Here is a 19,826-nt window from a genome sequence, read left to right as displayed (position 1 = left end):
ATCCCCCCTTAATTCGGAGTCAAAAGCCGTATACCCGTTTCGCCGTAGTAGTAATGTATCTCCACATCAAGACCACCACCCACAACTTGTTGAGCTGTTTGATCTACTACGGGTTTCCAATCTGGGTAAAACTCTCCATTGGAGTTATAAGTCTGTATTCTGTAAAAATATGTATCCCCGGGGAGGTCTTTTTTATCTGTAATATAATATCCTTCCAAGGCTACGAACACAGCATCTCCAAATGGACCAAATATGTCTGTGTAGAGGGTTGTACATTTGCTTGTTGTTTCATCACATGTCTCAATCGACCACATTGTCTCAATCGACCACATCGCAAGGTTTTCATGCCAGTCCATTATTCCATGAATTGTATCGCCAACAGTCACATCTATTGGGGTGCTATAGAAGTAATCCCCATTGCTACCATACCAAGAAGCAATTGTCCATTTTGGTGCTCCCCTTCTGTTCCACTCCAGCACTGGCTGTATAATGGCACTCCCATCGCTAGGCTCTATTGCGGGGAACAGGAAGATAACGCTTGATGTAGTAGACGGTGAGCTAGGGACGTCCCAATATGCAGAGAAGTATGTGATCTCGGATACCGACCAGTCATTAGCTTGCTCTATCCATCCATTGAAGTCGGGTACTAATACCTGATTCCCATTTTTTAGTGTTTTTTGTTTGTTTTTATTTATAATAGTCAAAATGGTCTCTCCGTTATAGATCACTTCTATCGTCCCTGTTTTGTGGCGTATATGCGCTCCTGAAGGCACTTGGTATACATGAGTTACCGGAACTTCTCCTCTCGTAGGAATATGTATTCTTTGGACATTATAATCGTCTACACTCACGATCAATTTATGTGCCTTATTGTATATTAATGTTCTTCCGTTTTCATGGATTATATATGTCCCATATGGGATTGAGTATCTATTCCCTTTGTACTCCAGAATTTTCAAAACTTTGTATTGTTGTCCTTTCTTTTCATTTGCTGCCGCACTTCCAAAAGAACTCAAAATCAGCAAACTAAGTAACAAAACACTTAACAACTTCCATCGCATTGGCATCACCATAGAGGTTTTTCGTAATATTGTGTACATTCAAGCTATTTAAATATTTCTACTTTATATACGTAAAATCACTCAAAAAAAAAGAGTAACTAGCAATACCCTGCGTTTCTAAAAATAGCTGAGATTAAAGTAGTGTAACTTTGAAGAGTAAGCTAAAGACTGGTGATTATTCAACAATTCGGAGTTATCTCATTCGGATCATGTAGACAACTACATAAAACAGAGCTATCCCCACACATGCCACTCCGGCCGCGAGGAGTGAGGCCATTAAAATCGCTATTCCATTCTCGACCAGCCACGCAAAGGTCAGCTGGGACAGCGGAATCACCAGCGTCGCGAGGGCGTCAAAGATGCCCCTGACGGTTCCGAGGCTCTCAAGGGGGATGAACTTCTGCATCAGGCTGTCGAACGAGACGTTGAGGAGCTCCCAGCCGAAACCAATGATGAAACCCGCCGGAAAGAGCGCTACCACCGCAGGAACGCCGACGATGAGGAGCGCGGTGCTCTGGAGGAGCATTCCAATTATCAGGGGCCTCCTGAGGCCGATTTCCCTCCTCTCTGCAAAAAGGGCCAAGAGCGCGACGGCAGCGAGGCTTCCAACGGTTGTGAGCGACTGCAGGAGACCGTAGATGAACTCTCCGTTACCCAGCTCCCTCAGGGAAGCAAAAACGAAGACCCTGAAGGAACTCACCGCAAAGTTGAAGATGAGCACGGAGGCAATGACTCCGAGAACGAGCCGTTTGTCAGTGATTGTCCTATTGTCCGGTTTCTCTAGCTGAATTCCCTCGCTCTTTTCTCTTCTCACCTCGACGTTCAGGTAGGGGAGGAGCGTGAGTGCCCCTATGAAAAGGAGAACCGCGTCGAGGAACATTGCCCTTATTCCGAAGCGATACGCTAAAAATCCGGCCAGCGGAAACGCCACGAGTGAGACACCGTTCCCTACAGTTGCCAGCGTCGCGTTCAGTCCCTGAAGCTCACTCTCGTCAAGGGTCATCGACGCTACCAGCGAAAACCCGCAGTAGCGGTGCAGTATGTCGAGGGCAGAGATTCCCGAGACGATGAGGTAGAACGCCCAGATGTTGGAGGACAGCGGCACGATAAGAACCGCCAGTAGGGCCTGAAGGATGAGCGCGAGAAAGGCGAGCCTCACTTTTTTGGTCGTCCTGTCGAGAGTCCTGCCGAGGAGTGGGGGGAGGAGGACCCACGGTAGGTGGGTGAAGAGCGCAAAGCCGCCGATGCTCAGTAGCGAGCCGGTGGTATCCAGCAGGCTCCAGGGTAGGGCGACGCTCTCGATGGCGTCCCCAACGATTCTAAGGGATGATGTGAGGACGTGCAAGCGGTAGAGGGCTTGTTTCATGAGAGCAAATTCTGAGAAGAGTTTAAAAGAATTATGAAGCAAATTTCATGCGGCGTTCAGGATGGAGAAGTGGGACTTCGACGGCTGGGCCGAGAGCTACGACGAGGACGTGAAAGCAGACGACTGGATACACAGGGGTTATGAGGAGGTTCTCAGGCTCGTTGCGGAGAAGGCGAAGGGCGTTGTGGTTGATATAGGCTGCGGTACCGGGAATATTCTGGAGTTTGCTAAGTGCGAAGAGTACATCGGCGTTGAGCCTTCAGCCGGCATGAGGGCGAAGTTTTTGGGGAAGCACGGCTTTGAGCCTCTGAACGGCCACTTCCTAGCAATCCCTCTGCCCGATGGGAGGGTCGACACCGTGATAACGACCTACGCGTTCCACCACGTGCCCGATGAAGAGAAGGAAGACGCGATAAAGGAGATGCTTCGGGTTCTGAAACCTGGCGGGAGAATCATAATAGCGGATGTGATGTTCGAGTCGGAGGAGGAAAAAAGGCGCATCGGCGAGATGGACGGCATAACCGAGGAGATAGAGGACGAGTACTTTGCCACGGTTGATGCGCTGAGAAAAATCTGCACGAAGCTGGGGCTGGAGTGCCGGTTCCAAAGGGTCAACCGCTACGTGTGGGTTGGGGAGATGAAAAGGGCCACCTGATGGCCCATGCATTTTTCAATTAAAAGGCGTTCAAATGGCTCTGTTTCTGAAATCCACGGCATCCTTGAGCGTCCACTCCCTCACAATCCCCGGGCTGTCACGGCTCACTTTCTTCCAGAACTTCAAACACTCGCAGTCAAACATTGGCATCACCAGTTAATAGTAGTGTGCTCAAAGTAGAACTAACAACCGGTCAAAAGGGAACAGATATTGTTTTGAATTGGTGGAGCCCCGTATCGTGGGTGTCTCTGTAACTGAGAAACCTTTTAAAGAGTCTTCGCAATTACACCCGGTGGTGTTAATGAAACATGTCACATCCCTGATACTTGTCCTGCTCTTAATCGTTTCGGGCTCCTTTGGCTACGCATACCACCAGAAGAGCACCGAGGCAGAAGACGCCAAAAGCGGCCTTCTTTCTGTTTCGAACGTTGCCCTCTTCTGCCTCACGGATATGGACGCCCTCGTGACTATGGTCGAGAACAACGTGAGCGACTCTGTAATTAGAGAGAGGGTGAGCCGTTACACCTTCTGCGCCCTCATGCTCAGTGAAGCCTCAGCGTCCCTCTATGATGCTACCGGAGAGAAGATCTACTGGGACGTTCACGTCGCTTCTACAAACCTCGCCGACTTCTTCAACCATGTGAGAAACCAGTACTCCTGGGAGGACATCGAGAGGAATGCAGACCTCTTTGAAGAACTTGGCGAGGCAATTTTTCAGGTGTACGATGCACTGGGAAAGGGTAACTTAACTGAAACTCAGACCGAGCGGCTGCTCAACCTGACGGAAAGCCTCTCATGGTAGATTCCCTAATTCTCTTTTCTTCAAAAAGTGCTCACCCCTGACTGGAGCTTCGTCCTGGTTTCCAGCTGGCTTAGACTTACCACGGCATTCAATCTCATGCCCAGTAGATGCAAATGCAACTTAGTAATCCACGATTAGTGCAATGCCCTCAATACACTAAGGACATTTAAGATGCTCCTCATATTTCGGAAAGATCTATATTCTTAACTTTAATATTTATCAATAACTAAGAGTTAGCTGATACTGTCAGGATAAGCAGTGAAGCGTTAGGTTTAAGTTACTGACAATACTTCAGAAAAAGAAGGGGTAAACGATGAGGGCTGAAACCGTTATTTCCTGGGTGGTCTCAGCCTTAAAACCTTTTCTCAGTTACAGGCAAGTAGGGGGAATCCTCGGAATCAGTCACACGAGACTCTGGGAGACAGTCCAAAAACTCGCAAAAACAATTTACAAGCCAAACTCCTCGCAGTCAAAAAACAGAGGAAGTTCATCGCAGTTGATGAGACGGTAATAAAAATCAACGGGGAAGAGGTTCCCCTGGGCGGCAATTGACGTTGAAAGCAGGAAGTTTAGGACCGTTAAGGAGCGGACGAAGCGATTCTGGAATAATTTCAGGAGTAAGGATTGGAGAAAAACTCACAGGCTTGTTTTCCCCTTTGCCTCCTGGTATAATTTTGCCGGCATCATTCTCGGTTCGGTGGCCGCCGGGTGATGTTACTGAATGGCTTCAGGAGGTGATGCCCAGCTTATCCTGACAGTATCAGTTAGCTTAACAAAAAAATTAAAAGAAATAGAATATAACTAATCAGTAGGTGACGTAAATGGGACTAAGGATACCTGACGACAAGCCAGTTTATGTTGTCATAACATTGGGTGTACATGAGAAAGATTCTCCAGAAAAGAAACCCAATGAAGTAAGAAGGGATCTTGAAGAATGGGGGGTTGACGGAGCTTTTGTTTTGTATAACAGGGGTTTTTCTGGCACCTATGGGTTTTTCAGACTTAAAGATGGCTCTCCAGGATACTTCAAGGAGATACAGGATTCCACTCTAAAACACGGAATCGTGTTTAATTGCTTCGGAAAAGAGTTTTTTAATGAAAAATCCCCCGTATGCATTCCCCGGAGGTATTCTCCCACTCCCGAATTTTTAGATGGGTGGATTAATCCCTATAAACTCAAGAAATATGGACTATCATTTAACTTCACGTACAAATCAATAATTGACAATCTTCGGAACTATGTAGACAAAAACACCATGGTTTTGTTTGATTTCGTGAGATACCCTAACAGAAAAAGTGGAGAAAACAGCTACACAGAATTTTGTCCAAACTGTGCCCCTGTAACATGGGAAAATCACATAACAAATGTCACTGAAGCTACCGGGATTTTAGTCTCGTATATGTCACGTACTATACCAATAAACAATGAGAATTTCTTGGGAGTAGTTCACACTCCTAGAGATCATAAAAATTACAATTGTATAAAGGCGTGGAACATTGGACAGGCTTATGACGACTCCAAGGGATTAACAAAATATCTAAAAGGCGGAGTCGCAATGTTAATGTACTACGCCCCCACGGTCGAGTATGTCAGAGACATGGTCAGTATGGCAAGGAATGGGTCTTCATATAATGGATATTCGACATCAGGCACAGACAAAAGTCTGTATTTTTTAATGAGTGTAGAAAAACCAAACTATTGGACATCAGACTTGCAGACCGTTATTGACGAAACACTTTACATGTTTGATGGAATAATACTCTACAACTATAGAAGTTTAGCAGAGAAGGACGGAGTTGAAAGAATATGAACTGCAGAAAATTCTCGTTTTTCATTATCCCCATGCTCTTGATTGCCGTTCTTACGCCCATTAACGCACAGTTTGGCAGTTACCCTGAGATGGTTATTAAAGCAGGGAAAAGCGTTAACGGTACTTTTCCAAACCATAGTATGTTCCCAAACTTTGTGTATACCTGTGATGGTCACTCTCTAGAGATTTACTACCTATACATTCAGACGATAGCCCTTGCAAGGAGTGGCTATAGCGAAGAAGAGCTCGAAAAGCTCAAGGAGAGAATAAAAAGTCTGCAAAGAGAAGACGGATCCTTTCCCCCTATCCCTCTGCAGGAAACCATATATTACCCCTGGAGCGTTGATGGCATGACATCCTATTATTGTGAAATGTCCAGAGCTGGTTCAACTGCGTTGGCACTCTTAGCGCTCCTCGATGCTGGTGAGAACACAGATTCTGAGGTCATTCAAAAGGGTGTAAACTATCTGCTTCGGACAGTAAAAGAGGGACCGTTTTATCCAAACGTCACAGAATTTATCCCAACGTGTTATACCGAAAACTGGATAGAGTTCCCCTGTGACATCGCACTTCCAAAAAATGTTACGAGAGGGAGATATTGGCTGACAGAAGTGTGTAGAGGTGGTAGGGATGGAGGAAGTGTCTGTGTTGAACTTCCAGGGATAGTCACAACGGCTTACGCAACAGCACTTCTTCACAGGCTGGGTTACAACGTTCAGGAAGAAATTGAATTCCTCAAGGATTATTTAACTATGGACACACTTTTCATCCATCCGCTTCACCTTTGCTGTCTCGAGGTTTCCAATTTCTCGACAGAGAAGGTAAAACCCGGAAAAATCACTGTTTACTGCCCCAACTTACCATTAAAATGGTTTGGAAGAGAGGACTTGGGTTTCCCCGCGAATGAGTTCGACTATCGGGATCCCTATGAGAGCCTAGCATTGCCCCTACTATACTTAAAGGAAGAAGGGTTATTGTTCAGAAACAATGCAACTGAAAAGATCATCGAAGCAATAAAAGAGAGTCAGCTGACTCCCGGGAGAATTGTGTATGTCGATGTTGAAGGTTATAAAAACAGGGGACCATCATTTGTAGTGGTTAATCTCACCCCGGTCAGTGTTTTAAATGTTACATTGAACGCTAGCTATGAAGGAAGGTTTCACATTTACTATGGATTCAACTTTCCCAGTAATGACAATTTGACGATAAAAGTGCACGCAAAAAATGCCAGAGCCGGCCCGACCTTATTAATTAAAGTGAGCGCAATAGATTCCATGTTCATTATATATCCTGATCCTAAATGTAATAAAGTACCGGAACTGAGAGTGAGTGAGAAGTGTTATTCAAATAATTTCTCTCAGAGCCTTTTTGATTCCTCGTGGAATAACGATGTTTACTCAACTGCCATAGCCCTAATATGGCTTTACGCATTCAATGAGACAGAGTACGAGGGCTTTCAGAAGGGGATAGGGTACCTAAAAAATAAGGGACTCAGCGACGGTTCGGGAAGCTTTGACGGCTATGCATATGGACTAATAGCTCTGAGCCTCCAAAACGGGACTTGGGAAAAGAATAGGCCCTCAATTCCAAATAAATATGACAAGTTAGAGAGCACCAGCTCTACAAAGCAGAGTAAAAGCATCTGTGGACCTGGAAGTTTGCTGATAATTGCCTTAGCCCTGACTTTGAGGAAAAGGCTCTTCAGATAGCACAACTCTGCAGGTTTACTTCACTGCAGAGTTGATCCGAGAGTTTTTTCTGCTCACCCCTGACCGGAAAGACTAAAGGATTGAGCACCCAACTATTAACCATGCCTGAAGAAGACCTAGCCAGGGAAGTCCAGGAGCTCAGAAAGGCCCTCGATGCGATGAAGGCCAGCTTTGAGCTGGTCTCTCAGATGGCCCAGTCCTATCTTCGGCTTCTCAACATCTATGCCGAGTACGGGGGCCTTAGTGTGGACGTTGTTATCCCCGAGATAAAGCACGACCCGATAGCGAGGGAGATAGTCAAGGTGCTTTTCGACCTCAAGAGGGCTAACGTGAGCCAGATAACCCGGGAGCTCAAGGGGAGGCGCGGAAAGGCCTCGCGGAACACGGTGCGGGCCAAGCTGGAAGAGCTGAAGGAGCTTGGCGTTGTCAGGGAAATCCCAAGTGATGACAGGGGAAAGGTCTATGCGCTCTCCCGCGACGTGGTCAAGAAGTGGTTAGATTTGATCGGAATGCCGATTAGGTTTGAGCAGGCTAAAGATTATTGAGGTGGTTGATATGGTTGACACTGAGAAGATTGAGAAAATGATGGAGGAACTCCTTGAGGAGATGAAGAACGCCAAGACTCCGGAGGAGCTTGAAGCCCTTCAGAAGAAGGTAGAGGTACTGGAAGACCTCATAGAGGCCGTCGAGGGCGACAGGGACATCGACAAGGCCGCCCAGCTGATGGACAAGATAGGCCCGATGATGGAGGACATCATCGGCCCGATAAAGGACCTCCTGGCCGAGCTCTACAACCCTGAGAAGATGGCTGCCATGGGCAAGAGCGTGGCCGACTTCTACAAGAACCTCGTGGAGGCTGGGATGGACAAGGAGGCGGCCCTTGAGCTCACCAAGGAGTACATGGCCAGCATAAACGTCGCCAAGACCATCGCGGAGACATTCGCGGGCCTCATAAAGGGCGGCGGGTCTAAACACATGGTAATAAACATGGCAGGGGGGCCGAAGGGAAAGCCAGTTGTTGAGGAAGAGGAGGAGCTGGAGGAAGAAGAGTGAGGGTTCTGCCCTTTCTCCGATTTTTCTTCTATTATCTGCCCAGGATTATGTTCCACATCGCCGGGCTATTTCGGATTTTAAACCGCGGGAAGAGGGCCTTCAGGAAGGCTCTGGAAAAGGAAGGTCTCCCTGATGATGTCGTTGAAGTCCTGATCGAGGAGTTCTCGCCGGATGTAGACTGGAGGGAGCTTCTGCGGAGAAAGACATGAGCCATACTCCCCATCTAAATTACGATTTTATCCCTGCTGTTACAACCATCCTCTCATTTATGTAATTATGTAATGACTCTCCACTTTAAAGCCAGCTTTTCTTAAAGTAAACTCCACAATCCACGGAGACCAGGTGTAAAACTTGACACTAAAAGTTGTCCCGTTGTCCAAATCTACGAAAAACCTTTCTTCCAAACTTTCAATAAACTTAAAGCTCTTGTGAATAGAGATCAGCGAACCTTCTACAAAAACATCTCTGTGCCAGTTATAAAGTCCTTTTACCATATCTGCGTATTCAACTACAAGCACTCCTCCTGGCTTTAAGACTCGGTAGGCTTCCTTAATTATTTCGTCAAACTCATAAACACTAAAATGTGGCAGGGGAGAACCAATAAAGCTACAAGATCAAAACTTTCATGCTCAAATTCCAATCTTTTGGCATCCATAAAGTAAAACTTCGCCTTTGATCTTCTTCTCTTTGCAATTTCCTTGGCTTTTTGAATTGCCTCTTCTCTAATATCTATTCCAACAATATCAAAGCCGAGTTCCTCTAATGCAAACGTCGAAATTCCTGTGCCACAGCCAACATCCGGAGCTTTTTCTCCTTTTATAGGCAAATATCCCTTAAGACTTCTTTTGGCTTTATAATCCTCTTCTCTCCAATTTCAGTAGTTGCATCCTATGTATTAGGAAGGGCTTTGTAGTACATATCAGTGCCTTCCCCAAGATATCTAAACATTTAGCCCCCATCCAGATTTTCTTTCAGCCTCTTGATTTCTTCTTCAGTTCTTCGTTTTTCTTCTAGCTTACCTACCTTATCATATACCCTAGCGAGAACTTCATATGCATTAATAATCCCGGGGATATTGTTAATGCCTTCTAGAACTTTCAAAGCTTCTTTTGCCGCGCCTTCAGCTTTTTGGATTTTCCCCATATTCAAAAGAATACTCCCTTCCAGAAGAAGCGCCCATCCGTAACCTTGTATAGCATCGAATTCCGGCACCTCCTTATATGATTCTTTGAATAGAAGTTTGGCTTTTTGGACATAAGTTAGGGCTTCTTCAAATTTCTGCTTTGTATTGAGGATTGAACTAAGAACAAGTAATACTCGTCCCTGACTTACTTTTTCTCCGGACCTAGCAGCATATTTAAGTGCCTCTTTTGCAAACTCTTCTGCATCCTCAATGTTTCCCAATGCATTTTCCACATTCGCAATTCGCATCAGACAAAATGACATAAGCTTAAATTTCTCTTCACTTTCTGGGAGCTCTTTTATTTCCCCAAGCACTTCCATGTATTTTTCTCTTGCTTTCAAAAGGTCTCCCTTGACTTCAATAGACCACAAGATGTTTTCAATACGTTTTAAAATATCATTAGCCTTGTTCATTATCCATCATCTCCTCTTACTATCACGTCTTGTTTTTCCTTTTTTGGATACTCCCTCCTTTCAGGACAGGGAGGACGTTGGTTCAAAGGTGTGGTCGGAGATTTGAAGATAGCTCATCTTAACAGCTTGTGCATAGAAATTTTAAATATTTTATCCTCTTAAACTTTAATTTTTTGTCTTTTAAAAAATAGTGTTCCAAACAAGACGGAGTCACTCTTACCAAGCTCCTCTAAAACCTACGGAATTATTATATCTTCCTTTAACTCCCTTTAAAATAATAAATAAGGGTACATATTAAACCAAATAAATAAAAGCCAAATAGACTACACTTACCCCCGTGCCTTACACGTCTTTTTCATTTGGGACCAGCACTCGTGGAAGCTTTGGGGGAGTTACACACTGATTTCAATCCCCGCCACGTCTCTGACTATCTCTCTGAACCTTTCGAAGTCCACGCTCTCGGCCTCAACGAGCCTTTTCAGAATCTCATAGAAGTCATCTCCAGTCCTCTTGTGGAGTTCGTGAAGAATCAGGGCGCCCTTTGTGTATGAAAGCTCCCAGAGGCCGAGCCCTCCCCACTCAGAGGGCTTAAGCCTCTCCGCGTAGGGGAACCTTCTGATGAGAGTCTCGTAGTTCCTTCTCAAGCCTTCGATGAAGTGGTTGAACGCTTCCTCGCCGTGTATCCCCCTAATCGCCAGCGCCGCCAGGTAGTTGGCGAAGGCCTCATCGAAGAACCTGCTTAGATGCGCCTCGGGCGTCGCCCTCGGGTTTCAGAGGTGGGCGAGCTCGTGGTAGATGTTAGCGGGGATTTCGGCCCTGAGCGAGCTTCCGGAGACGAGCGCGTAGCCCTTCCCGGCCTGCCCGCCGTAGTTCTCCGGTGTCTCGATGACGGTGAACTTTCCCGCTCTGTGCCCTAAGATGGCCGAGTAGAACCCATAGGCCTTTTCAAGCAGTTTGAGCGTCCTTTCAATTCCTTCCTCGCCCAGAACGAAGAGCCTGAAGGGCTCCTTTTCAATCACTGTGAAGGGCGCTATGGCGATGTCGAGCCTTTTTGTGCCCTCGATTCTCAGCCGGTTTCCCCTGATTTCTCCGCCAAACGCCACCACTAACCCTTCCGGAACGCCCTCGACCGTTATTTCCGCGTTAAATTCGGAGCCGACGACGGACTTGATGAGGCTTTCAAAGTCTGGCTCCGACGGGATTGGATAAAAGAGCGAGTCCGTTCTGAGTAGGGTGTATTCCCGGCTTATGGAGTCCTTGAGGTAGGGGAGGGCGCTTTCATAGCTCTCAAGCCTTCCCGAATAGCTAAGCTCGACTTCCTTGAGAGGATTCTCAAGCCAAACGACGCTGGTCTTAAAGGCATCAAAGCCCCTCAGACCCTCCAAGCGCCATGAAAACGGGACGCTCGCGGAGCCCACTTTCAGGCCTCTGTTGAGGAGGAGGGTTTCCGCTTTTCCGGCCAGCTTTAACTTTGCCTTCCCTTCCAGCGCTCCCCTCTCGAAGTCGAGGTTTAGATGGAGTTCCAAGTGCTCAATCATTTTCATCCCTTCTGAACTTCTCGTAAATCAGCTCGTCTAAGTACCTCCCGTCGCTCCAGACGTGCTCCCTGAACCGACCGCTCAGTGAGAAGCCGTTCTTTTCGAGGACGCGGATTGACGGTAGATTGTCCTCATGAACCTTTGCCCAGACCTTGCGCAGGTTGAGATGGGTGAAGGCGTATTGGCAGAGGAGCTCCACAGTCTCGGTTCCATAGCCCTTGCCCCTCTCGTCCGGTGCGATGTAATAGAATACCTCTCCCCACCTCGCGATCCAGTTAATCCAGTTGAAGCCCGCGACGCCTACGGACGTTCCATCGTTTCTAATAACTGCGAAGACAGGCGCCCGCTCTTTGTTCTTTTTCAGTTCCCCGTAGAACTCCTCCTCTTCCTCGGGCGGGGTAAAGTAAGCTGAGTTGAAGAAGTTTCTAATCGTGCTCCTGTCGTTGTACCACTCCCAGCTTTTGCTGAGGTCTTCCTTGAGAAAAATCGCGAGCGAAACCTTTTCACCCTTCAGGACTACAGGGCGCATGGTACCACCTCACAGAGCCATTGTAAGTAACCATACGAAAATCGGGACTTTGAGGCTTCTCGTTTTCAACACTAAACTGTATGTTAGGAGGGCAAATGTCATCATGTAAACTCCATTGAGGAATGCTGTGATTAGTGGGTTGAAGAGAACGTTAATCACGTGGGCCAAGCCCCAAACGAAGGCTGGTAAGAGAAGGGCAGGCCTTTCACCCCCCAGCTTCAGCCCCCCAGCGAACAGAAGGTTGACGCCAAGGATTTCAAGGAAGTAATACACATACTCGGAGACCAGTGAGAGGAGAGCCAGCGATTCGTTTGGAGATATGCGGAGGTAGTGATTATACTCCCGGAGGATTTGGGGAGAATAGTTTTCACCCAAATACACCACTTCAACAGCAAAAAACAGTAAAACCACGGCAATTGAGTAAGCCAGCTCTCTTCTCCCAAATTTTCCGCTCGCCAAGTCATTGAGGCTGAGTCCGAGCCATCTGAGTGTTAGGAGAATTGCTGTGATTTTGAAAAAGTTTATCACCCACACCCTGGCAAGGTAAACCTCTGCTGTTTTCGAAAACCACGAACAGGTAGTTATCATGATGGCCGTTCCGACCATCAGCTCAACGCCCCAGTTAACAAAAAGGAACCACACGAGAGCAAAGAGGAGGAGTTTTCGGGTGTTCTCGCTCATCTTCAGTCCCCCTCGAGGAGTTTAGTCTTCAAAGGAAAACCGAGAGATAACCATCTCTCTCCCCTTAACCCCAAACGCCATATTCTCGGCCAGCACTTCGACCCAGCCGTCCTCCCAGAGCTCCCGGACCTTTGGCTCCTTTCCGCCGGCGATTTCAACGACGACCGCGTTCCCTTCGAGCTCGCCGCCAACGAGGAGCCTATCACCGGAGAGCAGCAGTGAGGTCGCGCTTCCCTTTCCGAGCTCAACATCGCGCTCGCCAATCCTGAGCCAGAAGTCCTCCCCCCTGTAGCCGGCCAGGACGAGTTCTCCGTTCCAGAGGCAGGCCGTCAGCGCTATCCCCTCCGCAAGGGCTTCTTCCCCACGAAGCTCGCCGTTCTCGTCGAAGTCAAAGGCTCTGACCTCCCAGCGTCCATCTTTGACGCTCCCGATGAGCTTTAGACCGCTCCCCGATGGAAGAAGAGCCGTGAAAAGGACGTCGTCCCAGCTTCCAAAATCCTTCAGCCAGAGGAGCTCGCCTTCCGGGGAGACCTTCCCCATGAAGAAGCCCCTGTTTCCTGGCCTCCCTGTTTCGTCCGCTATGATGATTCCATCCCCTGCGGGCAGTATTGAGTGAACCGCCCCGTTGCTTCTAACGTCGAGCTTCAGCTCCCAGAGAACGTTTAAGTTCCCATCAAGTCTCGCGAGGTATGCCTTCCAGCCCTCGCCGCCGTCTGGCGTTGCGGTTCCCTCGACAGACCCGCCGATGAGGTAGCCGTCACCGAGATCGAGCGCGCTGTGGCCTTCCCAGTCGTTCTCCCCTGCAAGAAAGCGGGTCTCTGATATCTCTCCATTTTTCAACCTGGCGAGCATTATCCTGTAGTTCTTCCCGTCGTGGACGATTCCAACGAGCAGGTCGCCGGCTAAGGCCGTGGGGATGGTTTCAGTGCCGAAGGAGTATGTTCTCATAACCTCAGCCTCCTGAGGGCTTCTCTGAGCGGGGGCTCGGGAATTAAATACCTCCCCGTTTCGGTCTCTTCAATGAAGCCAGCATCCTTCAGGCGCCTCAGGGCTCTCTTAAAGCTCGATTCACTGAAAGAGCCCCCCATTTTTTGGGCAACTTCAAACGTGCTTTCCATAAGCTCGGAGTACCTCAGCCCTATGGGAGATCCAACTGCCAGTGCCAGGAGGAGGTAATAGTAAGTGTGGGAGCTGTAGACCGTCAGGAACTTTCTAACGTCGCTCTTCCAGAGGCTCACCGCCTTTTCATACACCCTTGAAAGGGCCTCTGAGTGGCTGAGTCCCCTCCATCTGAGGTGGCCGTACATGGCAACGAAACCAGGAACGTTCGATAGACTCAGGGAGACTTCCCTAACCTCGCCCTCCTCAATGTCTATGTGCTTCCTGAGGTATTCCTCGGTTGTCTTAGAATCCCACCTGCTGATGGATATTTCGTTGAAAAACCTCGAAAATCCAGCCTCTTCCGCCTCCGGGTTGAGATAGTTCGAGAGGATTCCGGGCATTGAACCTGTCAAAACGAGGCTTATATTATCGTAGGAGTTCATGATGAGCTGGAAGACCCCTCTGAAGTCAAGGCCCCTGAGAAAAGCCAGGGTCTGGGCTTCATCGAAGATTATCGCCCCGTGGTCACACCGCCCGTGGAGTTCCCTGAGAAGGTTGAGAAGCTCCCTTGAATACTCCGATGTCGTTACCCTTTCCCTCCATCCTTCGATTATTTTGAGATTTATGCGAAAACCGGCTTTCTCACTGAAAGCCAGCAGGTTCGACTTCGTAACGACGAGCTGGGAAACGTTTATCGCTCTTTGCCCCATGAACGGGCTGAGGTCGTAGTACAGGTAGCAGATTTTGTTTTTGTTTTCGTTCAGGGCTATGTTCAGGAGGCTGGTCTTTCCTACCCTTCTCGGCCCGAGTAAGACTATGGGTTCACCTTCAAGGATGAGGGACTCTAGTTCCTCCAACGCTTTTTTATGGCTTTCTCCAAAGAGTTCTGTCCTCCTACTCAGCGTTCTGAGCCTGAACGGATTTCGACCCCGAACCATGGTTCACCCCTGAGCCTAACTTTACTCTTGGAAGTACTTAAATGTTCTCCCGCTTAGTCCCGACAGTCACGACGCTGAACGTGCCCCTGTAATGCGTTTTCACGTCGAAACCGGCCTTTCTCAGAACGAACTCGACTATCCACGGAGCCCAGACGTTGATTCTGGTCCTGAAGAGGTAGCCCTTCTCGAAGTTCACGAAGAGCCTATCCACCGTTCCTGTGAGAGTGTCAAGTCCAACGTGAAACGATGTGAATGGCTCCTCTACGAGCACCTCGCGGTAGTTCTCGTGGAGCAGCCTGACCCAGTCGGCGTACTCGATGACCAGAACTCCTCCCCGCTTCAAAACGCGGAAGGCCTCTCCCACGGCGGAGTCAAAGTCGTAGACGCTCATGTGGGGCAGAGGGTTACCGAGAAAAGCCACGAGGTCGAAGCTCTCATCCGGAAAATCGAGGTTCCTAGCGTCCATTACATTGAACTCGGCTTTATGCCCGAGCTCCCGGGCGATTTCCTTGGCTTTCTTTACGAGCTCCTCCTGCGTGTCTATTCCTACAACCTCAAAGCCCAGCCCCTCGAGGGCGAGGGTTGAGATTCCCATGCCGCACCCGACGTCGAGGGCCTTCCCGCCAAGTCGAGGAAGAACGTCCCTGAGGAGTTCCTTCATCCGTTCGAGTCTCTTCCGCCCGGTTTCACTCCTCGGGTCGTAGAGCCAGAGTTTTTCCTCGTAGGTCGGCTCGAAGGTCACCCCGAGGTTCCGGAACATGCCATCACCGTATTTACAACTCCGAATTGTTTTTAAGGATTATCCCTGATTTAGAATTCAGGTGTTGGAAGTGGACGCTTCAAGGGTAGTTGAGCTCGCGCTGTCCCTCGGCGCGGAGTACGCCGAAGTGAGAGAGGAGCGGTTGATTAGAACTGAAATCACGGGCTCGGACGGGATAAGCGTCTCCGCTCGCTCTACGGGCGGGTTCGGGGTTAGGGTTCTCGCCGGCGGTTCATGGGGCTTTGTATCGGTGAACTCTCCCAAGGATCTGGAATGGGCCGTTGAAAAGGCGGTGAAGCTCGCGCAGGTCAGCAAAGGAAACATAAAGCTCGCCGATGTAAAGCCTGCCCGAGACCGCGTGAGGAGTGGTATGAGGGTAAAACCCCCGGAAGTGCCGCCCGATGAGAAGGTCGAAGCCGTCAAAGAACTCCTAAACGCCCTCCCGGAGGCCTCAAGGAAGGCCGTAAAATACTCGGACTTCTCGGGCATTAAGCGGCTCATCACGAGCGAAGGCACCGAAATCGAGTGGGAGTTATCCGGGATTTCGCTTGAGGCCAATCTGGCGGTTTCTTCCAGCGGCCGGAGTTCGTGGCTCTTTGGCCTCACGGGTTCGGTCGAGAGGGGATTCGAAGCCTTTGACGACATGAGGGAAAGGGTTCTCACCGAAATCCAGGGTCAGATGAAGTGCTTCCTCTACGGAAAGAGGCCCAGGCTCCGGGACGTCCCGGTTCTCCTCTCTCCATACTTTGCCGGCATGATTGCCCACGAGGCTTTGGGTCACCTCGCCGAGGCGGACGAACTGCCGAACACGCCCTTAGCGGAAAAGCTCGGCGAGAGGATTGCGCCGGAGTTCGTGGGCCTGAGCGACGGAAACGTTGAAGATGGCCACGGAAACGACCTCTACGACGATGAGGGGGTTCCAGTTAAGAAGGTCGAAATCCTGAAGGACGGGGTTTTCAACGAGCTCCTCGTGGACAGGGAGCAGGCTTACCTGCTCGGCGTCGAGCCGAACGGGCGCGCGAGGGCCGAGAGCTACGCCTTCGAGCCAATGGTGAGAATGAGGAACACCTACTTCGAGCCGGGCGACTGGACGTTCGAAGAACTGCTTGAGGAAGTTAAACTCGGTTACTACCTTGTGAGCGCCGGGCCGGGTCAGACAGGCCTTGACTCGTCCTTTACTGCCGGTGTCATGGAGGGCTACGTCATCAGGAACGGTGAGATTGCCGAGCCGATATTGGGAGCGACCGCCAGCGGAAGGGCCCTCGATGCCCTCTCCGGAATCCGGGGGATGGGGAAGGAACTCGACTTCGAGAACTCCTACTGCGGGAAGGGGCAGATCGTCAGGGTGAGTATGGGAGGGCCGCACGTTCTCTTTGAGAGGGGAATAAGGGTGGTGTGAATGGAGCGTGAAGTCTACCGGCTAAGGGAGAAACGCATCGGGGTTTCCCTTGAGAGGAACCTTAGGCCCTTCGCAAGGGTTAGGGAGTTCACAGCCGTTAGGCTCGTCGAGAACGGGAAGGTGGGTTCTGCACTTGCAGAAGGCAGAGATGAGGGGGAGGCTTTACGGCTCGCCCGCGAGACGCTCCGCTTTTCGAAGGAGGAGGACTACGAGCTTCCATCTGGATGCAGGGCCCGCTGGAACAGGACGTTTGAGGCCGATGTAGAGGACATCGCCGGCGAGCTCTCGGCGCTAGCTGACGAACTTGGGGAGAAGGACATTTCCCTATCCGGGACTGTGGAGTTAATAACCCGGCGCTTCTCGGTTGAAAGCACAGCGGGAGCAGACGTTGATGGTGCATACTCCCTGATGAAGGTCGAGCTTGAAATCGGGGGGAGAGTGCCCTTCCAGATTTCGGCGGGTTCGGCTTCCTGGGCCGGGCTAAAATCACTCGTAGAGCAGTATCTTGGCCTCGTTGGTGCCCCTAGAGAGGTAAAACCTCCCAAAGGGAGCGTTGAGGCGGTGATGGCTCCGGTCTCGCTCTATCCGCTCTTACTAGGGTCGGTTCTCTGGAAGTTCAGGGGGAGCACGGCGGTGAAGGCGCCGGGAATGGAGGCGATGGAAGGAGAGGCTCTTGCCTCACCACTCGTAACAATCGTGGATGACCCCCGCGATGAAGGCTCGCTCCGCTACGTGAAGGCAGACGACGAAGGAGTCAAAGCGGGGAGGAACGTTCTAATTGATGCGGGCGTTGCAAGGGGTCTGCTCTGGGACAGCTACACCGCTTGGAAGGCGGGGAGGGAGAGCACCGGGAACGGAATACGAATCGGTGAGCGAATCTTCGACGGTCCCCATAACCTAACTCTTGCGCCTGGGAACGAGACACTGGAAGAGCTGATTTCCGGGGTCGAAAGGGGATTTCTGGTACTTGGCATCAGGGGGGCAAACACCCTCGACCCCACCACCGGCGACTTCTCGGTCGTTGTAACGCCGGCCCTCGTCATCGAGCGGGGCGAGGTCAAGGGTTTTTCACGTTTTGAGCTCAGAGGAAACGTATGGGGGCTTCTTAAAAACACCACCGGCGTTGGAAGGGAACTAACGAGGGTATGCTTCGACGAGGGATTTTCCATCTCCCTTCCCTTCCTTAGGACAGAGGTGGTGGTATGAGGGACTCCCTGGCGGTTCTCGCGGTTCTTTTCCTCATCGCCCTTTTCTTCCTGCCAGCTTACTACATCGGGCCGCTTTACCTCCTCCTCGTTGTCATCTACCTCCTCGCGCTCTACGCCGTGGAAAGGAGGGGCCCCAAAAGGGTTGAATCGGTCATCGATGTGGCGTTCTTCCTCACGTTGATGTGTCTCCTCATGAAGAAGTTTGGGGAACCCCTGTGGCAGGGGCTCGCGCTCGGGCTGCTTCTCCTCGGGCTCGAAGCTGCAAAGGGTTTGTGGAGGAGACGCTACCGGGATAAAAGTCTGGACAAGCTGGGGGTGAGACCGTGAAAGTCATAGAGACCTTTTATTCCAGGGCCCTTGATGCCTTCAGGGAATTTGGCGGAACCGATGAAGAGCTGATGTGGCTGGTCGGTTCGAGACTGGCCCTGTTTCCGTCACACGAGGAAGAAATACGGCTGAGGCTTAGGGTTATGGAAGAAATCGTAAAACGAGCGAAGGGAAAAATCCTCGACGTTGGCTCCGGTTCAGGGTTGCTCGCCCTAGCGCTCTCCGAGAAGGGAACCGTCATCGGAGTCGAAAAGAGGGCTGACTTCTTTCCCTTCCTTCGGGAGCTTGAGAACGAGCGGCTGAAGTTCATGCAGGGCGACTTCCTCAGGGACGATGTTGGCGGGGACTTTGACGTTGTCGTTTTCTCCTACATCCTCCACGACCTCAAACCGGAACCGTTTCTCAGAAGGGCCGTGGAAGTTTTATCGCCGGGCGGTAGGATAATAGTCGGTGACTTTGACCTCAACGGTCTGAAGGAGAGGCTCAAAGAGTCAGCCAAGCTCCATAGGTTGGCTGTTGAGGAGGAGCTGGTACTTGGGCGTGCTTCAAGCCACGGAAAGGTGTGTGAGGCTTTCCTGCTTGTCTTTGGGAGGGTAGAAAAATGAAGGTCGCCCTAATCCCTATGCACGTTGAGGCTGGAAACTTCGAGGCCAACTGGAGGGAGTTCGAGAAGCGCTTTAACGAGGCCTTGAAGCACGAACCGGACTTCCTCGTCTTCCCGGAGTACTGTCTGACGGGCTTTGAGGAGTGGGACTTCAGCGGGGCGGGGCTCTACGGTGAAATTGTGAAGAGGGTTAGCGCACTCGCCCGAGAGGCGGGCGTTTACGTCGTCTTCGGCCTCCTTGAGCCCTACAAGAACTGTGTCTACAACTCCGCCCTGCTCATCGGCCGGAACGGTGGGGTTCTCCTCAAGCACCGCAAGTTCCAGGAGCCGATGAAGTTCTGCACCGGCAACACGGTGAGAACGGCCAGAACGGAGTTCGGGAAGGCCGCGATAATCATCTGCGGCGACCTCTACAACAAGCGCATAGCCAAGTGGGTGCGCAGGAAGAGGCCGGACTTCCTCTTCGTGCCCATGGAATACTCCCCGGATTACGGCGAGCCGAACGAAGAAGACATCGCGGCGATGGCAGAGCGAGTACGGCTCCTCGGCGCTAAAACCTTCGTCGTAAACAGCCACCCGCCCGGGGGTGCGTGGGCCTTCGACTCCGATGGAAAGCTTCTGGCGTCATCAAGGGGTGATGAGATTCTGGTTGTGGATGTCTGACGAAACCCTATAAACCTCAAACGTT

23 protein-coding genes and 1 pseudogene are annotated in these 19,826 nt (G+C 50.3%); 13 read left to right on the top strand and 11 right to left on the bottom strand.

What is annotated here, in order from left to right:
• Positions 1-8: 8 nt before the first annotated feature.
• The gene (locus tag ACZ5ER_RS10645; protein WP_464934440.1) at positions 9-1,100 is read right to left on the bottom strand and encodes a hypothetical protein; all 1,092 of its coding nucleotides are present in this window, start codon (positions 1,098-1,100) and stop codon (positions 9-11) included.
• A gap of 154 nt (positions 1,101-1,254) precedes the next feature.
• Positions 1,255-2,427 (bottom strand): MFS transporter, encoded by a 1,173-nt coding sequence (locus ACZ5ER_RS10640; RefSeq protein WP_464934439.1) that lies wholly within the window; start codon positions 2,425-2,427, stop codon positions 1,255-1,257.
• Between the two features lie 61 nt (positions 2,428-2,488).
• Between ACZ5ER_RS10640 and ACZ5ER_RS10635 the strand changes: the two genes are divergently transcribed.
• The 8 genes and pseudogenes from ACZ5ER_RS10635 (at position 2,489) to ACZ5ER_RS10600 (ending at position 8,666) form a co-directional block, all read left to right on the top strand.
• Positions 2,489-3,082 (top strand): class I SAM-dependent methyltransferase, encoded by a 594-nt coding sequence (locus ACZ5ER_RS10635; protein WP_464934438.1) that lies wholly within the window; start codon positions 2,489-2,491, stop codon positions 3,080-3,082.
• A gap of 301 nt (positions 3,083-3,383) precedes the next feature.
• Entirely contained in the window at positions 3,384-3,884 is a 501-nt protein-coding gene (locus ACZ5ER_RS10630) for a hypothetical protein (RefSeq protein WP_464935211.1), read from the top strand.
• A 313-nt stretch (positions 3,885-4,197) separates the two neighbouring features.
• Positions 4,198-4,639 (top strand): annotated as a pseudogene (locus ACZ5ER_RS10625) (hypothetical protein).
• A 66-nt stretch (positions 4,640-4,705) separates the two neighbouring features.
• Positions 4,706-5,695, top strand: a complete 990-nt coding sequence (locus ACZ5ER_RS10620; protein ID WP_464934437.1) for a hypothetical protein — start codon at positions 4,706-4,708, stop codon at positions 5,693-5,695.
• A complete protein-coding gene (locus ACZ5ER_RS10615; protein ID WP_464934436.1) occupies positions 5,692-7,404 on the top strand; it encodes a hypothetical protein in 1,713 nt (570 codons plus the stop codon). Before ACZ5ER_RS10620 ends, ACZ5ER_RS10615 begins: the two co-directional genes overlap by 4 nt.
• A 101-nt stretch (positions 7,405-7,505) precedes the next feature.
• Positions 7,506-7,949 carry an ArsR family transcriptional regulator gene (locus ACZ5ER_RS10610; protein WP_464934435.1) on the top strand — a complete coding sequence of 148 codons (444 nt, stop codon included), beginning with the start codon at positions 7,506-7,508 and terminating at the stop codon, positions 7,947-7,949.
• A gap of 10 nt (positions 7,950-7,959) precedes the next feature.
• Positions 7,960-8,457 carry a hypothetical protein gene (locus ACZ5ER_RS10605; protein ID WP_464934434.1) on the top strand — a complete coding sequence of 166 codons (498 nt, stop codon included), beginning with the start codon at positions 7,960-7,962 and terminating at the stop codon, positions 8,455-8,457.
• Complete coding sequence (locus ACZ5ER_RS10600; RefSeq protein ID WP_464934433.1) at positions 8,454-8,666, top strand: hypothetical protein; 213 nt, start codon at positions 8,454-8,456, stop codon at positions 8,664-8,666. Before ACZ5ER_RS10605 ends, ACZ5ER_RS10600 begins: the two co-directional genes overlap by 4 nt.
• A 344-nt stretch (positions 8,667-9,010) precedes the next feature.
• On the opposite strand, the gene ACZ5ER_RS10595 is transcribed toward ACZ5ER_RS10600, so the two are convergent.
• From ACZ5ER_RS10595 to ACZ5ER_RS10555, 9 genes are all read right to left on the bottom strand, one after another.
• A complete protein-coding gene (locus ACZ5ER_RS10595; RefSeq protein WP_050003847.1) occupies positions 9,011-9,283 on the bottom strand; it encodes a class I SAM-dependent methyltransferase in 273 nt (90 codons plus the stop codon).
• A gap of 122 nt (positions 9,284-9,405) precedes the next feature.
• A complete protein-coding gene (locus ACZ5ER_RS10590) occupies positions 9,406-10,053 on the bottom strand; it encodes a tetratricopeptide repeat protein (RefSeq protein WP_464934432.1) in 648 nt (215 codons plus the stop codon).
• 392 nt (positions 10,054-10,445) lie between these two features.
• A complete protein-coding gene (locus tag ACZ5ER_RS10585) occupies positions 10,446-10,697 on the bottom strand; it encodes a hypothetical protein (RefSeq protein ID WP_464934431.1) in 252 nt (83 codons plus the stop codon).
• 126 nt (positions 10,698-10,823) lie between these two features.
• Positions 10,824-11,591 (bottom strand): M1 aminopeptidase family protein, encoded by a 768-nt coding sequence (locus ACZ5ER_RS10580; protein WP_464934430.1) that lies wholly within the window; start codon positions 11,589-11,591, stop codon positions 10,824-10,826.
• On the bottom strand, positions 11,584-12,120 hold the full coding sequence (locus tag ACZ5ER_RS10575; protein WP_464934429.1) for a GNAT family N-acetyltransferase: 537 nt from the start codon (positions 12,118-12,120) through the stop codon (positions 11,584-11,586). The genes ACZ5ER_RS10580 and ACZ5ER_RS10575 overlap by 8 nt, the downstream gene beginning before the upstream one ends.
• Positions 12,121-12,129: 9 nt before the next feature.
• Positions 12,130-12,801, bottom strand: coding sequence for a hypothetical protein (locus ACZ5ER_RS10570; protein ID WP_464934428.1), 672 nt, complete (start codon positions 12,799-12,801; stop codon positions 12,130-12,132).
• A 21-nt stretch (positions 12,802-12,822) separates the two neighbouring features.
• On the bottom strand, positions 12,823-13,749 hold the full coding sequence (locus tag ACZ5ER_RS10565; RefSeq protein ID WP_464934427.1) for a hypothetical protein: 927 nt from the start codon (positions 13,747-13,749) through the stop codon (positions 12,823-12,825).
• On the bottom strand, positions 13,746-14,759 hold the full coding sequence (locus ACZ5ER_RS10560) for an AAA family ATPase (RefSeq protein ID WP_464934426.1): 1,014 nt from the start codon (positions 14,757-14,759) through the stop codon (positions 13,746-13,748). Before ACZ5ER_RS10560 ends, ACZ5ER_RS10565 begins: the two co-directional genes overlap by 4 nt.
• 118 nt (positions 14,760-14,877) lie before the next feature.
• Complete coding sequence (locus ACZ5ER_RS10555) at positions 14,878-15,600, bottom strand: class I SAM-dependent methyltransferase (protein ID WP_464934425.1); 723 nt, start codon at positions 15,598-15,600, stop codon at positions 14,878-14,880.
• Between the two features lie 70 nt (positions 15,601-15,670).
• Between ACZ5ER_RS10555 and ACZ5ER_RS10550 the strand changes: the two genes are divergently transcribed.
• The 5 genes from ACZ5ER_RS10550 to ACZ5ER_RS10530 are packed head-to-tail and all read left to right on the top strand — an operon-like array spanning position 15,671 to position 19,801.
• Positions 15,671-16,999 carry a metallopeptidase TldD-related protein gene (locus ACZ5ER_RS10550; RefSeq protein ID WP_464934424.1) on the top strand — a complete coding sequence of 443 codons (1,329 nt, stop codon included), beginning with the start codon at positions 15,671-15,673 and terminating at the stop codon, positions 16,997-16,999.
• Positions 17,000-18,205, top strand: a complete 1,206-nt coding sequence (locus tag ACZ5ER_RS10545; RefSeq protein ID WP_464934423.1) for a TldD/PmbA family protein — start codon at positions 17,000-17,002, stop codon at positions 18,203-18,205.
• A complete protein-coding gene (locus tag ACZ5ER_RS10540; RefSeq protein WP_464934422.1) occupies positions 18,202-18,534 on the top strand; it encodes a hypothetical protein in 333 nt (110 codons plus the stop codon). The genes ACZ5ER_RS10545 and ACZ5ER_RS10540 overlap by 4 nt, the downstream gene beginning before the upstream one ends.
• Positions 18,531-19,139 (top strand): class I SAM-dependent methyltransferase, encoded by a 609-nt coding sequence (locus tag ACZ5ER_RS10535; RefSeq protein WP_464934421.1) that lies wholly within the window; start codon positions 18,531-18,533, stop codon positions 19,137-19,139. Before ACZ5ER_RS10540 ends, ACZ5ER_RS10535 begins: the two co-directional genes overlap by 4 nt.
• Positions 19,136-19,801, top strand: coding sequence for a carbon-nitrogen hydrolase family protein (locus ACZ5ER_RS10530; RefSeq protein WP_464934420.1), 666 nt, complete (start codon positions 19,136-19,138; stop codon positions 19,799-19,801). The genes ACZ5ER_RS10535 and ACZ5ER_RS10530 overlap by 4 nt, the downstream gene beginning before the upstream one ends.
• Positions 19,802-19,826 lie beyond the last annotated feature (25 nt).

Source organism: Thermococcus marinus (genome assembly GCF_055389025.1).
This window is presented reverse-complemented; position numbering and strand designations above follow the sequence as displayed.

What these genes read in the sequence shown, in the direction of transcription:
- ACZ5ER_RS10645 (WP_464934440.1), bottom strand. Translation starts at nt 1,100, where the DNA reads ATGTACACAATATTACGAAAAACCTCTATGGTGATGCCAATGCGATGG.
- ACZ5ER_RS10640 (WP_464934439.1), bottom strand. Translation starts at nt 2,427, where the DNA reads ATGAAACAAGCCCTCTACCGCTTGCACGTCCTCACATCATCCCTTAGA.
- ACZ5ER_RS10635 (WP_464934438.1), top strand. Translation starts at nt 2,489, where the DNA reads ATGGAGAAGTGGGACTTCGACGGCTGGGCCGAGAGCTACGACGAGGAC.
- ACZ5ER_RS10630 (WP_464935211.1), top strand. Translation starts at nt 3,384, where the DNA reads ATGAAACATGTCACATCCCTGATACTTGTCCTGCTCTTAATCGTTTCG.
- ACZ5ER_RS10620 (WP_464934437.1), top strand. Translation starts at nt 4,706, where the DNA reads ATGGGACTAAGGATACCTGACGACAAGCCAGTTTATGTTGTCATAACA.
- ACZ5ER_RS10615 (WP_464934436.1), top strand. Translation starts at nt 5,692, where the DNA reads ATGAACTGCAGAAAATTCTCGTTTTTCATTATCCCCATGCTCTTGATT.
- ACZ5ER_RS10610 (WP_464934435.1), top strand. Translation starts at nt 7,506, where the DNA reads ATGCCTGAAGAAGACCTAGCCAGGGAAGTCCAGGAGCTCAGAAAGGCC.
- ACZ5ER_RS10605 (WP_464934434.1), top strand. Translation starts at nt 7,960, where the DNA reads ATGGTTGACACTGAGAAGATTGAGAAAATGATGGAGGAACTCCTTGAG.
- ACZ5ER_RS10590 (WP_464934432.1), bottom strand. Translation starts at nt 10,053, where the DNA reads ATGAACAAGGCTAATGATATTTTAAAACGTATTGAAAACATCTTGTGG.
- ACZ5ER_RS10580 (WP_464934430.1), bottom strand. Translation starts at nt 11,591, where the DNA reads ATGATTGAGCACTTGGAACTCCATCTAAACCTCGACTTCGAGAGGGGA.
- ACZ5ER_RS10575 (WP_464934429.1), bottom strand. Translation starts at nt 12,120, where the DNA reads ATGCGCCCTGTAGTCCTGAAGGGTGAAAAGGTTTCGCTCGCGATTTTT.
- ACZ5ER_RS10570 (WP_464934428.1), bottom strand. Translation starts at nt 12,801, where the DNA reads ATGAGCGAGAACACCCGAAAACTCCTCCTCTTTGCTCTCGTGTGGTTC.
- ACZ5ER_RS10565 (WP_464934427.1), bottom strand. Translation starts at nt 13,749, where the DNA reads ATGAGAACATACTCCTTCGGCACTGAAACCATCCCCACGGCCTTAGCC.
- ACZ5ER_RS10555 (WP_464934425.1), bottom strand. Translation starts at nt 15,600, where the DNA reads ATGTTCCGGAACCTCGGGGTGACCTTCGAGCCGACCTACGAGGAAAAA.
- ACZ5ER_RS10545 (WP_464934423.1), top strand. Translation starts at nt 17,000, where the DNA reads ATGGAGCGTGAAGTCTACCGGCTAAGGGAGAAACGCATCGGGGTTTCC.
- ACZ5ER_RS10540 (WP_464934422.1), top strand. Translation starts at nt 18,202, where the DNA reads ATGAGGGACTCCCTGGCGGTTCTCGCGGTTCTTTTCCTCATCGCCCTT.
- ACZ5ER_RS10530 (WP_464934420.1), top strand. Translation starts at nt 19,136, where the DNA reads ATGAAGGTCGCCCTAATCCCTATGCACGTTGAGGCTGGAAACTTCGAG.